The sequence below is a fragment of the Corynebacterium sp. CMW7794 genome (assembly GCF_001563605.1).
Classification (GTDB): domain Bacteria; phylum Actinomycetota; class Actinomycetes; order Mycobacteriales; family Mycobacteriaceae; genus Corynebacterium; species Corynebacterium phoceense.
Genome location: NZ_KQ961714.1, coordinates 107,353 through 120,488, shown reverse-complemented (window position 1 = coordinate 120,488; position 13,136 = coordinate 107,353). Strand labels below are relative to the sequence as shown.

The window sequence follows — 13,136 nt, the reverse complement described above, 5'->3', positions numbered from 1 at the left end:
TGGGCGTCTATGCGTATCGCGATGATCTCCATGCACACCTCGCCCCTGGAACAGCCCGGATCCGGGGATGCGGGCGGCATGAATGTCTACGTCCTCAACACCGCACGCCAACTCGCGCGCCGAGGCATCGAGGTAGACGTCTTTACCCTCGCCACGCGGCCCTCACAGGGCGAGATCGTGGAGGTCGAAGAGGGACTGCGTGTCATCAACATCGTGGCGGGTCCCTACGAAGGTTTGAGCAAAGAAGAGCTGCCCACGCAGCTCGCCGCGTTCGCCGGCAGCATGATTACCTTCGCGCGCTGCTTTGACTTGGACTATGACGTTATCCACTCGCACTACTGGCTCTCGGGCCAGGTGGGCTGGCTGCTGCGTGACCTGTGGGAGGTCCCCCTCGTTCATACCGCGCACACGCTTGCCGCAGTGAAGAACGCGCACCGTACGGCAGATGACACGCAGGAGTCCGAGGCCCGCCGCATCTGCGAGCAGCAGATCGTGGATAACGCGGATCTCCTCGTCGTCAATACGGCGCAGGAGACTCAGGACCTTATTGAGCATTACGATGCCCCGCCGGAGCGCATCGTCGTCGTCTCGCCCGGTGCCGACACCGAGCTTTTTACTCCCGGCACGGACCGCAACACGGAGCGCTCGCGCCGCCTGCTCGGCATTCCGCTGCATATGAAGGTCGTGGCCTTCGTGGGTCGCCTTCAGAAATTTAAGGGCCCCGAGGTCCTCGTGCGCGCCACGGCGGAACTCATCAAGCGCGACCCGTTCCGCAACGTCCGCGTCATTTTCTGCGGCGGGCCCTCGGGCGCGAACGCGACGCCGGAGACCTACCAGAACCTCGCCCGTGAGCTGGGCGTGGAGCGTTATGTCCGCTTCATTGCGCCGCGCCCGCCGGCCGAGCTCGTTGCCGTGTATCAGGCCGCGGATATCGTGGCGGTGCCCAGCTACAACGAGTCCTTCGGCCTCGTCGCCGTGGAAGCGCAGGCATCCGGCACGCCCGTCATCGCCGCGCGCGTGGGCGGGCTGCCTATTGCCGTGGACGACGGGGAGACGGGCTTGCTCGTGGACAACCACGACCCTGAGGCCTGGGCGGACGCGCTGGAACAGCTCCTCGACAACGATGAGCGACGCATCGCGATGGGCGAGGCCGCCGTCGATCATGCACAGAATTTCAGCTGGGCCGCCGCCGCGACGCAGCTCGAGGCCATCTATGCCGATGCCATGAGCATTCAGATCCCGGACTGTCACGCGCGCCGGGCGACGGGCTACTAGATTCGCTTGAGCCAATTCGTTTCATAGAACTTCAGCACCAAGCCCAGCTTGTTATTGATGGCGAGCATGGGAGCGTTGTCCAGCGCGTTATACGTCGTCACGCGCTCGATGTCGGGATAGCGCTGCGCGACTTCGTCCGCGAGCACCTGCTTGACCAGTGTGGCGAGGCCGCGTCCGCGGGCGCGCCGGTGTGCGACTGTGGGGCCCTGCTCCATCGCGTGGGGATGGTCGGGGTAGACATTCGCCGCGGTGAATGCGACGACGCCGTCCACGTCCGCGATTTTCACGATGTCGAGGAACGAATCGATGAGGTCGCCCAGCGGCATAATTCCGCCCAGCGGCATAATTCCGGTGAAGAATTCCGCGCGCAGTCCCTCCGGGACTGCCGGGGTGCCCAGCTTGCCGATGCCCACTTCCGACGCTTGCTCCACCAGCCCCAGGTTGCAGCCTGCCGCGCGCAGGATGCGTGCGCGTGGATGTTCCTCGAGCGAGTTCTCGCTTATCGGTAACTGCGTCCACAGCGAGAGCACCGTGCGGCCCGGCGTGGTCAGTGCTCACCGCAAAGTCATCGTGGCCAGTGGCGCAATGGATTGTGCACGGGTGGCCTCCACGTAGGCGGCAATGGCGGTCGACGGCTGGTCGTTCGTGTCGAGGTGCGCGGAGGAGATGCGGATAAGGGGCATGAAATCCTTTGGGTGTGAGGTGTGTTACAGGATGTCTGGTCGGGTAAAAAGAGTAACCAATCAGACAAGCGCGCCGCAGGAAAACCTGGCATGCTGGACACCATGACTAACGGAAAACTCATTCTTCTTCGTCACGGACAGTCCCAGTGGAACGAATCCAACCAGTTCACTGGTTGGGTCGACGTTGACCTCACCGCCAAGGGCGAGGGCGAGGCCAAGCGCGGCGGCGAGCTGCTGCGCGAGCAGGGCATCCTGCCTGAGGTCGTCTACACCTCCCTGCTGCGCCGTGCTATCCGCACTGCCAACATCGCTCTCAACGCCGCGGACCGTCACTGGATCCCGGTCGTCCGCGACTGGCGTCTCAACGAGCGTCACTACGGCGCTCTCCAGGGCCTGAACAAGGCTGAGACCAAGGACAAGTACGGTGAGGAGCAGTTCATGGCATGGCGCCGCTCCTACGGCACCCCGCCGCCGGAGCTCGAGGACTCCTCGGAGTACTCGCAGGCGAACGACCCGCGTTACGCGGATCTGGACCAGGTTCCGCGTACCGAGTGCCTCAAGGACGTCGTCGAGCGCTTCGTCCCGTACTTCGAGTCGGAAATCCTCCCGCGCGCCAAGAAGGGCGAGACCGTCCTCATCGCCGCACACGGCAACTCCCTGCGCGCGCTGGTCAAGCACCTCGACAACATCTCGGATGATGACATCGCGGGTCTCAATATCCCGACCGGCATCCCGCTGGTCTACGAAATCGCGGAAGACGGCTCCGTCGTCAACCCGGGCGGCACCTACCTCGACCCGGAGGCAGCCGCTGCCGGCGCCGCCGCTGTCGCGGCACAGGGCGGCAAGTAAATAACAGCTCGCGCTGCGAACTATCCCCAGGGGGCCTATACTCCCTGGGGATATATTTGTGTCCCCGGCGTTCAATGCCGGGAGAAGAGAAACGAACTTACACAGTACTAGTGGATATTATTTTTGGCCTGGTCGCAGGCGTGATTTTGACGCTGCTGGCGCAGCTGGTGTGGCGTCTCGTCAACGCACGTCTCATGCGCCAAGGCGTCGTCGACGCCCCGAACCAGATCACCACCATCAGCCAGGTGCTCCACCTTGGCGTGCAGGGATCGCCCACGGGACTTATCGTCGTGGCGCAGGCGGGCGACGTCGTGTTGTCCAATAGCTCGGCGCACAGCATGTCGCTCGTGCACGATCGCGTCCTCAACCCGGACGTGTGGAAGGTGGCTCAGGAGGTCTTCAAGGACGGCGAGGAACGCCGTCTCGACGTTGTCATCCGCAAGCGCCGCACGGGCCACCGCGTCACCCAGGTGCAGGCTGTGGTCAAGCCGCTTACTCCGAGTGATGCTCGCTTTGTCATCATCTACGGCACGGACGAGTCCGAGTCGGTGCGCATGGAGGCAGCGCGCCGCGACTTCGTGGCCAACGTCTCGCATGAGCTGAAGACCCCGGTGGGCGGCATCGGCTTGCTCGCCGAGGCACTCCTGCAGGACCCGGATGATCCGGAGCACGTCAAGTATTTCGGCGAGCGCGTCCAGAAGGAAGCCTCGCGCATGGGCAACATGGTCCAGGAGCTCATCGCGCTGTCCAAGCTGCAGGGCGCCGAGCGTCTGCCCAGAATGGAGCCGGTCCGCGTCGACGACATCGTCTCCGAGGCTATTTCGCGCAACCAGCTCACAGCGGACTCGCATGGCATCGAGCTCCTTCGCGGCGAGGACACCGGCGTGGAGGTACTCGCTGACAAGCCGCTGCTGGTCACGGCCGTAACCAACCTCATCTCCAACGCCATCAACTACTCGCCGGAGGCGGCGCCGGTGTCCGTATCGCAGAAGGTCGTGGGTGGGGACATCGTGCTCATCCGCGTCACGGACCGCGGCGTGGGCATTGCGCCGGAAGACCAAAAGCGCGTGTTCGAGCGCTTCTTCCGTGTCGACAAGGCGCGGTCACGTCAGACCGGCGGCACGGGTCTCGGCCTGTCCATCGTCAAACACGTCGTGGCGAACCACGGCGGCAACATCAAACTGTGGTCGCGCCCGGGAACGGGATCGACTTTTACCATTGAACTGCCCGTTCATCACCCTGTATGCGAGACAGATACGGCCTCGACGGGGGATAATGGACACGGCGTCGCTTCCGCGACGGCCGGAAACGCCGGGCGCGTGAGCGCTCGCCGGAAGGACTAGAGAGTAAAGCACATGACTACCATCCTCATCGTTGAAGACGAAGAATCCCTGGCGGATCCGCTCGCCTTTCTTCTGCGGAAGGAAGGCTTCGAGGCTGTCATCGCCTACGACGGCCCTGAGGCGCTCGCCAAGTTCGAGGCCGAGGACATCGACATCGTGCTCCTCGACCTCATGCTGCCCGGCATGTCCGGCACGGACGTGTGCAAGGAGCTGCGCGCACAGTCCAGCGTGCCCATCATCATGGTCACCGCGCGCGACTCGGAAATCGACAAGGTCGTGGGTCTGGAGCTCGGCGCAGACGACTACGTGACGAAGCCCTACTCCTCCCGCGAGCTCATCGCTCGCATCCGCGCAGTCCTGCGCCGTGGCGACGTCCGCCACCACGAGGACGAGGAAGAATTCGAGGAGCAGATCCTCGAAGGCGGCCGCGTGCGCATGGACGTCGAGCGCCACATCGTGACAGTCGAGGACGAGCCCGTCAACATGCCGCTCAAAGAGTTTGATCTCCTCGAATACCTGCTCCGCAACGCCGGACGCGTACTCACCCGTGGCCAGCTCATTGACCGCATTTGGGGCGCGGACTACGTGGGCGACACGAAGACGCTCGACGTCCACGTCAAGCGCCTGCGATCCAAGATTGAGGCGACGCCGTCGCGCCCAGAGCACCTCGTCACGGTGCGCGGCCTCGGGTACAAATTCGAGCTTTAAACCCAGCGCTCGCTGGCTGGGTGCACGGAGACGAGCCCGGCGGCCGCGCGTTTGGCACAGTGCTTGGCGAGGATCGCGTAGGCGTCCTCGCCCATGAGGGCTATGAGCTCGTTCTTCTGGGACTTCCACATGGGCTCGGGGTTGTTGTGGCAGGCGGGGTCCGTCGAGCAATACCAGTCGAAGTCCTCGCCGCCGTTGCCCCAGCCGCGGCGGTCGTATTCGCCGATCTGCGTGCGGAGAATCTCCACGCCGTCGGGGCGCTCTTCGTAGTCCTCGTAGCGGCGTAGCGGCAGCTGCCAGCACACTTCCGGCTTGACCACGGTGAGGTCCTCGCCCTCGGCGAGCGCCCATTGGTGGAGGGCGCAACCGGCACCGGTCTCCCAGCCCGCGCGGTTGGCGAAGATGCAGGCGCCCTCGACGACCGGGGTCTTCAACGCGGGCTCCGGCTCGCCATCGTCACCATCGAGTTCGTCCCACATGAGCCACGGCTCCAGCTCGTCGCCCTCGAGCACAATCTCTTCGGAGGGCGTGCGGCCCGTAACCTCCTCGCGACGCTGCCAATATGTGGCGGGCATGCGCGAGACGGCATCGGCAAGCTGGTCGCGGTCCTGCTCGTCTGCCATGTAGGCACCATGCCCGCAGCAGCCGACATCAGGATTGTTGGAGTCGATGCCGGGGCAGCGCTCGGTGCCAAATTGGCACGCGTAATGGGACTCGAGCCACGTGAGATCGATGGAAAAGACGTGCTCAGGATCGTTCGGATCAGTAAATTCAAACCATTCGCGCGGAAAATCCGGGGCTTTTTCGCGACCGGATGCAATCGATATTCCCGCAGGTGAAGTGGCAGGAAAGCCAAGATACACGGGTTTTGTTTTCGGGCGATTCACACTTAACCACGGTAGACCCATTACTCTGTATGTGTGCGATTAGGTGTATTAGACGTGGGAAGCAACACGGTCCATCTCGTGGCGGTCGACGCCAAACTGGGCGGCCGTCCAACTCCGATGAGCGACTGGAAGACCCCTCTGCGCCTCGTGGAGCAGCTCGACAAGCAGGGCAATATCCATGACAAGGGCCTCAAGGCGCTCACGGACTCGGTGGCCGAAGCCTCCGAGCTCGGCAAGAAGCTGGGCTGCGACGAGCTCATTCCATTTGCGACGTCTGCGGTGCGCTCGGCGCCCAATAGCGCCAAAGTTCTCGACCACGTGGAGAAGGAAACCGGCGTCCGCCTGGAGATCCTCTCCGGCAAGGACGAGGCGCGCCTTACTTTCCTTGCCGTGCGCCGTTGGTACGGCTGGTCTGCTGGCCGCATTACCAACCTCGACATCGGCGGCGGCTCGCTGGAGCTGTCCACTGGCACAGACGAGGAGCCGGACATGGCGTTCTCCCTTGATCTGGGTGCTGGCCGCTTGACCCATAACTGGTTTGAGACGGATCCGCCGAGCAAGAAGGACGTCAACGCCTTGCGCGACTACATCGACGCCGAGCTTGCCGAGCCCACCGCGGCAATGAAGACCGTGGGCTCCGCGCGCCTAGCCGTGGGTACCTCGAAGACCTTCCGCAGCTTGGCCCGCCTTACCGGCGCCGCACCGTCCTCAGCTGGGCCTTTCGTCAAGCGAACCCTTACCGCTGCGGGTCTGCGCCAGCTAATTTCCTTCATTTCGCGCATGACAGCTGCGGACCGCGCGGACCTCGAAGGTGTTAGCTCCAACCGCTCGCACCAGATTGTTGCCGGTGCCTTAGTAGCGGAAGCGTCCATGCGCGCTCTAGGCTTGGAACAACTGGAGATTTGTCCCTGGGCTCTGCGCGAGGGTGTTATCCTGAGACGTCTCGACAAAGGTCTCGGCGCAGACCCTCAGAAAGAATTGGTTTAGTAAGACATGGCTGAAGAGAAGCAATTGACTGTTGCGGAGCTCCTTGCCCGCAACAAGCAGGAGCGCACGGGCGGCGACAAGCCGCGCCGTCGCCGCCGCAGCCTGGAAGAAGGCGGCGTTTCCGTCGCCGAGCTCACCGGCTCGCTCAAGAAGGTCGAGGCTACTCCGGCGCAGGCGAAGCACTCGAACGTCGACATTGACGAGACCGCTCCGGTCATCCCGGCGCCCAAGCCTGAGGCCGCGCAGTCCGATGCCGCACAGTCGGACGCTGCGAAGTCTGCTCCGGCGCAGTCCGAAGCTGAGCGCATCGAAGCTCTGAAGAAGGCCGAATTCGCGAAGAAGGCGGAGGAAGCCAAGAAGAAGGCTGCCGAAAAGAAGGCGACCGAGGACAAGGCTGCTGCGTCGTCCATCGACGAGGCACCGCTGGATCCCAAGGTTGAGGAAGACCGCCGCATTCTCGCCGAGAAGCGCGAGCGCGATGCTGTGAAGGCGGCGTCTACGCCGTCGACGGGGGATACCACCGTCATCAAGAAGGTCGAGGACGAGCCGGCGGCGCAGCTCGAGGATGCTGCGACCACCGAAATCGACCGAGTGGATGATGCCGAGGACGCCGATCCTGCCGAGTACGAGGATGCCGAGGACGACGGCAAGCTCAATCCCGTGTCCATCATCCTGCTCGCACTCGTGGGCATCGTGCTGGGCGCCGTGGTCTACAAGGGCTTCGAAATCCTGTGGACCAACTTCAACAAGGGCCTTGTGGCCGCGCTCGCCGTGGCTGTGACCGCCGCGATGGCAGGCGTCGTGCACGCCCTGCGCACGGATCGCGACAAGGCGGCGATTGTCTTGTCCATCATCGTGGGCCTGGTGCTCACGTTCGGCGCGCTGCTCACGGCATAAAGTCACGGCATGAAGCGCCGCCGCGGCTAACCCCCGGGACCGACACGATGTGTACGGCCCCGGGGGTTTCGCTATAGGGTGGCAGCATGACTGAGAACGCATCAACTTCCACTGCCCAGCACACCGTCACCGTCATTGGCGGCGGCCAGATTGGCGAGGCGCTCGTCTCTGGTCTCGCCGCGTCGGGAGAGACTGCCATGACGGTGACTAACCGCCGCGCCGAACGTCGCGCCGAGCTTGCAGACCATTACGGCGTGTCCACGACGGACGACAACGCGGCGGCGGTCAAAGACGCCGACGTAGTCTTCCTGTGCGTGAAGCCCTACGCCATCGTCGACGTCGCCAAGGAGATTGCGGACGCGCTGCCGCAGGACGCTGTTGTGGTGTCGCTGGCGGCGGGCGTGCGTCTGGAGGCCCTTGAGGCCGCCGTCGCCAACCCTGTGGTGCGCGTCATGCCCAATACGCCCATGCTGTTGGGCCGTGGCATGTCCATCGTGACGCCGGGTTCGCGCGTGAGCGACGAGCAGCTGGCCCTCGTGCGCGAACTCATGGATGCGGTGGGGGAGACCGCGATCGTCGAGGAGAAGAACATGGATGCCGCAACGGCGCTGTCGGGCTCCTCGCCCGCCTACTTCTTCCTCGTGGCCGACGCCCTCATTGACGCTGGCGTCGCGCTCGGCGTGCCGAGGGATACGGCGTCGAAGCTCGTCAACTACGCCCTGGCCGGCTCCGGAGAGATGCTCATCAACTCCGGCTCCGAGGCGTCGACGCTGCGCGCCAACGTCACCTCGCCGGGCGGCACGACGGCCGCAGCCGTCCGCGAGCTTGAAGAGTCGGGCCTGCGAGGCGCCTTCTATCGTGCCGCGGAGGCTTGCGCGAACCGAGCGGCCGAATTGGGCTAGTGCAGCCGCGAAGAACAGCCCCCCGCGTGGGGGTGTAGGGAAGCCTGTGACACATGCGTCTGCCCGGTAAGAAGTTGTCGTGAGAAACTAATGAGAAAAATATCGGCTATTGAGTCGCATTAGTCACAGGTTTCACGCTAGGCTAGAACAAGCACGTGCGTGTACTCCTGCAGGAGGGGAAGCCTTGCAGCGCGCCACGAGCTGAAGGGTTATACAACTATGGCTAATGAAGATAAAGGAACCTTCTTGACCATCGCTGAGGTCGCGGAAATCATGCGCGTCTCGAAGATGACGGTCTACCGTTTGGTTCACGCTGGCGAAATGCCGGCAGTCCGCGTCGGTCGCTCTTTCCGCGTCCACGAGTCTGCCGTCAACGAGTACCTCGAGGCTTCCGTCTACGGAGCCTAGAGTTACTTTTAGTCGCCAGAAGGCGCCCACTGTCTCTCACAGTGGGCGCCTTTGTCATGCGTGCTGGTGCTGAATCTCGCCGTGAGAAAAAGTGACGGTCGCGTCTGCGTTGCCGGTGGTCATTTTTGTTGGACTGGGGCCGGTAGGTAAGATGGTGACCATTCGTGTCGGCATCTGCATGCCTGTGACTTTCGCCTGTGTCTCAAGGACTTCGGTTCTGGTAGCGGGCGGTGGACGCAAAGAGTGCACCTTCGCGGCCCAGTAATCCAGGCGGCGCCGGCAGGTCTAGTACGTACTGATCGTGAAAGTGAGGAAACCGTTATGGGTTCTGTTATCAAGAAGCGCCGCAAGCGCATGTCCAAGAAGAAGCACCGCAAGATGCTGCGCCGCACCCGCGTCCAGCGTCGTAAGCTCGGCAAGTAAATCTTGGTCGACGAAAGGTCCCGGTCACACCTCGGTGTGGCCGGGACCTTTCGCATGCGCTTGCCGATGCCCCCTTTTTAAAGGTTTCCTTAGCGTCTAGCGTTTGAAAGCCTTCCAGCCGCCATAAGAGAACAGCGCGGTGACCAGTGCAGGCACGCCGTAGGTACGCACGGCCTTGCGGACGCTGCGGTAGTCGCGGATGAGCCATCCGCGAGCCTCCGCGATATCGCGCAGCTTGGCGTCCGGGTTAATCGCCACGGCGGTGCCCATCATGGACAGCATGGGCACGTCATTCGCGGAATCTGAGTAGGCGGTGCAGCGATCCAGGTCGAGCCCCTCCATCGTCGCGAGCGCCGCAACGGCGTGCTTCTTACCGGGGCCGTGCAGGATGTCACCCACGAGGCGGCCGGTGAACTTGCCATCCTTGACCTCTGCGACGGTGCCGAGCGCGCCAGTAAACCCGAAGCGGTGTGCCAGAATTTGTGCGAGTTGGACCGGGGTCGCGGTGACGAGCCAGACCTGCTGGCCGGCGTCCAAGTGCATTTCTGCGAGCTGGCGTGTGCCGGGGTAGGCCTTGCGCGCGAGCGATTCGTCCACGATTTCCTCGCAGAGCTGCACCATTTCCTCCACGGAGCGGCCCTTGATGAACTCGAGGGCCTGGATGCGCCCGGCGGCGACGTCGTTGGCGTTCTCGCGGCCCAAGAAGCGGAACTTCGCCTGCTTCCACGCGATGGGGGCGATTTCGCGGATGCGGAAATAGCGGCGGCGGAACAGTCCCATGGCGAAGACGATGAGCGAGGAGCCCTGGATGAGCGTGTTATCCACGTCGAAGAAGGCGGCCGCCCCGGCATCCTGCGGGATATCGGGGTCGGGCGGGGTGATGCGGGCGCGTCCGGCCGAAGTGAACGAACCCTCGACCGAGTCCACGCCGGCCGTGTAGTTATCAAGCGTGATGTCGAAGAGATCCGCTGCGGCGGCCGCGGCGGCTTCGCCGGCCGTACGCTGGGCGGCATCGTCAAGCGGGGCGAGCGCCGTGTTCTCAAGGAAATTGCGCAGATTGCCGCGGCTGGCCGTCCAATTCGCGAGGAAGTCGCGGGGTGAGGGCGGCATGGACGGTGGGGTAGGGGTGGCGGACACGAGGCTCCTTGGACTGCGGCGGTATCGTGTACATCTTAGGACGAAACAGCTCAGCGCGAAGGGTGAGGGAAAATGCGACAAGTCGAACTCATGGTGCGCGCCACGTGTGGATCCTGCACGCGCGTCTATGCGCAGATAGAGCCCGTGGTCGCGGCCGCTGGCGCGAGCCTGACCGCGCGCGACGTTGACGAGGACAAAGAGCTGGCGATGGAATATGGCGACCGCATTCCGGTTGTGGTGATAGATGGCGAAGAATTCGCCTGTTGGGAAGTCGACAACGATGAGCTCGCTGCCGAACTTGCGGTAGACTAAGCCCACCCTTACTACCCCTAGGGTAGGCACAGCTAGTAGTCTTTTGGTTGATTTTTCTCATCCAAAGGGTTGATAAGGAGCGTTCATGAGCGTGCTGGTCGTAGGCATGTCCTACCAGTCGGCGCCGGTTGCGTTACTGGAGCGGCTGAGCATGGCCGATGAGATCCAAAACGACGCATGCGGCAAGCTGGTGGGCCAGGGCTCTCTCAGCGAAGCGATGATCATTTCCACATGCAACCGCATGGAGGTCTACACCGTCACCAATTCCTTCCACACGGGTGTCAAGGATGTCGTCGACGTGCTGGAGAAGCAGTCCGGCGTGACGGCCGATGAGCTGCGCAACTACCTGTATGTCCGCTACGCGGACGCGGCAGCGGAGCACCTCATGAACGTCACCTCGGGCCTGGACTCAATGGTCGTGGGAGAGCAGCAGATCATTGGCCAGGTGCGCACGGCGTACCAGAAGGCCGCGGATCAGGGCACGGTGGGTCCGCGCATTCACGCGCTCGCGCAGTCCGCGCTCCACGCCGGCAAGCGCGTGCACTCGGAAACCGCCATCGATGACGCCGGCGCGTCCATGGTCTCCTTCTCCTTTGACCGTGCGTTGCAGGTCATGGGTACCTCGGATCTCGCAGGCAAGACCGTGCTCATCCTCGGCGCCGGCGCCATGGCTTCGCTCGCCGCGACGCACGCGGGCCGACTGGGCGCGAGCCTCATCATCGCGAACCGCACGCGTGCGCGCGCCGAGCGCGTCGCCGACCACGCCGCTCAGGCTGGCGTGAAGGCTGAGGTCGTCGACTTCGCGGATCGCGCCACTGTCCTTGATCGCGTCGACGTCGCCGTCTCCGCCACGGGCGCGCAGGGGTTTACCATCGCTGCGTCCGACATGCCGGACCGCGAACTCATGCTCATCGATCTCTCGCTTCCGCGCGACATTGATGAGGCCTGCGCTAAGAAGGACGGCATCGAGCTCGTCAATATCGACCGCCTGTCCAACGACCTCACCAGCGGCGAGGTCCACGAGGGGCCGCACTCCCAGGCGCGCGATATCGTGCGTGAGGAGCTGGATTCCTACAGCTCGGCACAGCGCGTACGTGACGTGGCACCTGCGGTCTCCGCACTACGTAAGCATGCCGCGGACCTCGTGCACTGTGAGGCCGCGCGCCTCGAGCAGAAGCACCCAGAACTCACGGAAGCACAACTCAAGGACGTCAACCGCGCCCTCAAGCGTGTGGTGGACAAGCTGCTCCACGAGCCGACGGTGCGTGCTAAACAGCTCGCCGCGACGTCTGGCACCGTGAGCCATGAGACCGCCTTGCAGCAGCTCTTTGGCCTCAACCTCGAGGACACCGGCTCTGAGGGCGTTGCTGTCAACGCTGCCGAACTGCCCACCGAAATTTAGGAGATAAACACCATGTTCAAAATCGGTACGCGCGGCTCCATGCTCGCCACCACGCAGTCCGGCCACGTGCGCGATTGGCTCGCGGCGGCGGGCTACCCGGTGCAGCTCCACATCGTGACGACGGCGGGTGATACCAACATGGCGCCCGTCGAGCGCATTGGTGTGGGCGTCTTTACTCAGGCGCTGCGCGAGGCACTCGACCGTGGCGAGTGCGATATCGCAGTCCACTCCTTCAAGGATCTTCCCACCGCAGCCGATGAGCGTTTCCGCCTCATCGTGCCGCAGCGTGAAGATAACCGCGAAGCCCTCATCGCTCGCGACGGCCTTAGCCTCGCCGAGCTTCCCGAGGGTGCCACCGTGGGCACCTCCGCCCCGCGCCGCATCTCGCAGCTCAAGGCCCTGCGCCCCGACCTGGACATCCGCCCCCTCCGCGGTAACATCGATACGCGTATGGGCAAGGTGACCTCCGGTGAACTCGACGCCGTCATCCTTGCCTACGCTGGCCTTTCCCGCGCGGGTCGTGCGGACGCGGCAACCCAGGTCTTCGATCCTGACACGTTCATGCCCGCCCCGGCGCAGGGTGCCTTGGCGATTGAGGCCAAGGTGGGAACGGCGGCATCGGAAGCCTTGGATGCCATCGTGGACCCGCGCGCACTCGCCGCAGCTCAGGCCGAGCGCCAGGTGCTCGCGCGCCTTGAGGCCGGCTGCACCGCGCCCGTCGCGGCGACCTCCCACTGGGACGGCGACCAGCTCACGGTCCGCGGCGGCGTCTTCGCGCTCGACGGATCACGCCAGCTCATTTCCGAGGCGACAGGCACAGACGCCAGCGCCTTGGGTCACCGCGTGGCCGAGGATCTCTTCGCTCGCGGCGCGGCAGAGCTCCTGAGCTAATTTCGCTTACTGCAGGTTTTAAATTAAAGTGT

The 13,136-nt window shown here is 63.9% G+C and carries 16 protein-coding genes; 12 read left to right on the top strand and 4 right to left on the bottom strand.

Annotated features, from left to right (window positions below):
* Positions 1-9 precede the first annotated feature (9 nt).
* Positions 10-1,275 carry a D-inositol-3-phosphate glycosyltransferase gene (gene mshA, locus HMPREF3227_RS02265; RefSeq protein ID WP_066509844.1) on the top strand — a complete coding sequence of 422 codons (1,266 nt, stop codon included), beginning with the start codon at positions 10-12 and terminating at the stop codon, positions 1,273-1,275.
* On the opposite strand, the gene HMPREF3227_RS02260 is transcribed toward mshA, so the two are convergent.
* Positions 1,272-1,805 carry a GNAT family N-acetyltransferase gene (locus tag HMPREF3227_RS02260; protein ID WP_066509842.1) on the bottom strand — a complete coding sequence of 178 codons (534 nt, stop codon included), beginning with the start codon at positions 1,803-1,805 and terminating at the stop codon, positions 1,272-1,274. The two genes, mshA and HMPREF3227_RS02260, sit on opposite strands and share 4 nt — an antisense overlap.
* 24 nt (positions 1,806-1,829) lie before the next feature.
* On the bottom strand, positions 1,830-1,958 hold the full coding sequence (locus HMPREF3227_RS13835) for a hypothetical protein (protein WP_255356869.1): 129 nt from the start codon (positions 1,956-1,958) through the stop codon (positions 1,830-1,832).
* 102 nt (positions 1,959-2,060) lie between these two features.
* On the opposite strand from HMPREF3227_RS13835, the gene HMPREF3227_RS02255 reads away from it, so the two are divergent.
* From HMPREF3227_RS02255 to HMPREF3227_RS02245, 3 genes are all read left to right on the top strand, one after another.
* Positions 2,061-2,807 carry a phosphoglyceromutase gene (locus HMPREF3227_RS02255; protein WP_066490385.1) on the top strand — a complete coding sequence of 249 codons (747 nt, stop codon included), beginning with the start codon at positions 2,061-2,063 and terminating at the stop codon, positions 2,805-2,807.
* A gap of 110 nt (positions 2,808-2,917) precedes the next feature.
* Positions 2,918-4,150: a sensor histidine kinase gene (locus HMPREF3227_RS02250; RefSeq protein ID WP_369799429.1), complete on the top strand. Its 1,233-nt coding sequence runs from the start codon at positions 2,918-2,920 to the stop codon at positions 4,148-4,150.
* 12 nt (positions 4,151-4,162) lie between these two features.
* Positions 4,163-4,858: a response regulator transcription factor gene (locus HMPREF3227_RS02245; protein WP_066509839.1), complete on the top strand. Its 696-nt coding sequence runs from the start codon at positions 4,163-4,165 to the stop codon at positions 4,856-4,858.
* Here the strand turns inward: HMPREF3227_RS02245 and HMPREF3227_RS02240 are convergent.
* Positions 4,855-5,745, bottom strand: coding sequence for a DUF3109 family protein (locus tag HMPREF3227_RS02240; protein WP_141628522.1), 891 nt, complete (start codon positions 5,743-5,745; stop codon positions 4,855-4,857). The genes HMPREF3227_RS02245 and HMPREF3227_RS02240 overlap by 4 nt on opposite strands.
* 33 nt (positions 5,746-5,778) lie before the next feature.
* Here HMPREF3227_RS02240 and HMPREF3227_RS02235 point away from each other — a divergent pair, with 33 nt between their 5' ends.
* The 5 genes from HMPREF3227_RS02235 (at position 5,779) to HMPREF3227_RS12740 (ending at position 9,362) form a co-directional block, all read left to right on the top strand.
* The gene (locus HMPREF3227_RS02235; protein ID WP_077210017.1) at positions 5,779-6,732 is read left to right on the top strand and encodes a Ppx/GppA family phosphatase; all 954 of its coding nucleotides are present in this window, start codon (positions 5,779-5,781) and stop codon (positions 6,730-6,732) included.
* A 6-nt stretch (positions 6,733-6,738) separates the two neighbouring features.
* Entirely contained in the window at positions 6,739-7,629 is an 891-nt protein-coding gene (locus tag HMPREF3227_RS02230) for a hypothetical protein (protein WP_066489640.1), read from the top strand.
* Positions 7,630-7,715: 86 nt separating this feature from the next.
* Positions 7,716-8,531 (top strand): pyrroline-5-carboxylate reductase, encoded by an 816-nt coding sequence (proC, locus tag HMPREF3227_RS02225; protein WP_066489642.1) that lies wholly within the window; start codon positions 7,716-7,718, stop codon positions 8,529-8,531.
* Between the two features lie 219 nt (positions 8,532-8,750).
* On the top strand, positions 8,751-8,939 hold the full coding sequence (locus HMPREF3227_RS02220; protein WP_005527601.1) for a helix-turn-helix domain-containing protein: 189 nt from the start codon (positions 8,751-8,753) through the stop codon (positions 8,937-8,939).
* 321 nt (positions 8,940-9,260) lie between these two features.
* Positions 9,261-9,362 carry a 30S ribosomal protein bS22 gene (locus HMPREF3227_RS12740; RefSeq protein ID WP_003855542.1) on the top strand — a complete coding sequence of 34 codons (102 nt, stop codon included), beginning with the start codon at positions 9,261-9,263 and terminating at the stop codon, positions 9,360-9,362.
* 96 nt (positions 9,363-9,458) lie between these two features.
* Here HMPREF3227_RS12740 and HMPREF3227_RS02215 read toward each other — a convergent pair whose 3' ends face one another.
* Positions 9,459-10,472, bottom strand: coding sequence for an HAD family hydrolase (locus tag HMPREF3227_RS02215; protein WP_066489644.1), 1,014 nt, complete (start codon positions 10,470-10,472; stop codon positions 9,459-9,461).
* A gap of 99 nt (positions 10,473-10,571) precedes the next feature.
* Here HMPREF3227_RS02215 and HMPREF3227_RS02210 point away from each other — a divergent pair, with 99 nt between their 5' ends.
* The 3 genes from HMPREF3227_RS02210 (at position 10,572) to hemC (ending at position 13,104) form a co-directional block, all read left to right on the top strand.
* Positions 10,572-10,811: a glutaredoxin family protein gene (locus HMPREF3227_RS02210; RefSeq protein ID WP_066509834.1), complete on the top strand. Its 240-nt coding sequence runs from the start codon at positions 10,572-10,574 to the stop codon at positions 10,809-10,811.
* 85 nt (positions 10,812-10,896) lie between these two features.
* Positions 10,897-12,213 carry a glutamyl-tRNA reductase gene (locus HMPREF3227_RS02205; RefSeq protein WP_066509831.1) on the top strand — a complete coding sequence of 439 codons (1,317 nt, stop codon included), beginning with the start codon at positions 10,897-10,899 and terminating at the stop codon, positions 12,211-12,213.
* A 12-nt stretch (positions 12,214-12,225) separates the two neighbouring features.
* Entirely contained in the window at positions 12,226-13,104 is an 879-nt protein-coding gene (hemC, locus tag HMPREF3227_RS02200) for a hydroxymethylbilane synthase (protein WP_066489653.1), read from the top strand.
* The last annotated feature ends 32 nt before the right edge of the window (positions 13,105-13,136 follow it).

Excerpts from the sequence above, each read along its gene's own strand:
- mshA (WP_066509844.1), top strand. The coding sequence starts at position 10 with ATGCGTATCGCGATGATCTCCATGCACACCTCGCCCCTGGAACAGCCC.
- HMPREF3227_RS13835 (WP_255356869.1), bottom strand. The coding sequence starts at position 1,958 with ATGCCCCTTATCCGCATCTCCTCCGCGCACCTCGACACGAACGACCAG.
- HMPREF3227_RS02255 (WP_066490385.1), top strand. The coding sequence starts at position 2,061 with ATGACTAACGGAAAACTCATTCTTCTTCGTCACGGACAGTCCCAGTGG.
- HMPREF3227_RS02245 (WP_066509839.1), top strand. The coding sequence starts at position 4,163 with ATGACTACCATCCTCATCGTTGAAGACGAAGAATCCCTGGCGGATCCG.
- HMPREF3227_RS02230 (WP_066489640.1), top strand. The coding sequence starts at position 6,739 with ATGGCTGAAGAGAAGCAATTGACTGTTGCGGAGCTCCTTGCCCGCAAC.
- proC (WP_066489642.1), top strand. The coding sequence starts at position 7,716 with ATGACTGAGAACGCATCAACTTCCACTGCCCAGCACACCGTCACCGTC.
- HMPREF3227_RS02220 (WP_005527601.1), top strand. The coding sequence starts at position 8,751 with ATGGCTAATGAAGATAAAGGAACCTTCTTGACCATCGCTGAGGTCGCG.
- HMPREF3227_RS12740 (WP_003855542.1), top strand. The coding sequence starts at position 9,261 with ATGGGTTCTGTTATCAAGAAGCGCCGCAAGCGCATGTCCAAGAAGAAG.
- HMPREF3227_RS02215 (WP_066489644.1), bottom strand. The coding sequence starts at position 10,472 with ATGCCGCCCTCACCCCGCGACTTCCTCGCGAATTGGACGGCCAGCCGC.
- HMPREF3227_RS02210 (WP_066509834.1), top strand. The coding sequence starts at position 10,572 with ATGCGACAAGTCGAACTCATGGTGCGCGCCACGTGTGGATCCTGCACG.
- HMPREF3227_RS02205 (WP_066509831.1), top strand. The coding sequence starts at position 10,897 with ATGAGCGTGCTGGTCGTAGGCATGTCCTACCAGTCGGCGCCGGTTGCG.
- hemC (WP_066489653.1), top strand. The coding sequence starts at position 12,226 with ATGTTCAAAATCGGTACGCGCGGCTCCATGCTCGCCACCACGCAGTCC.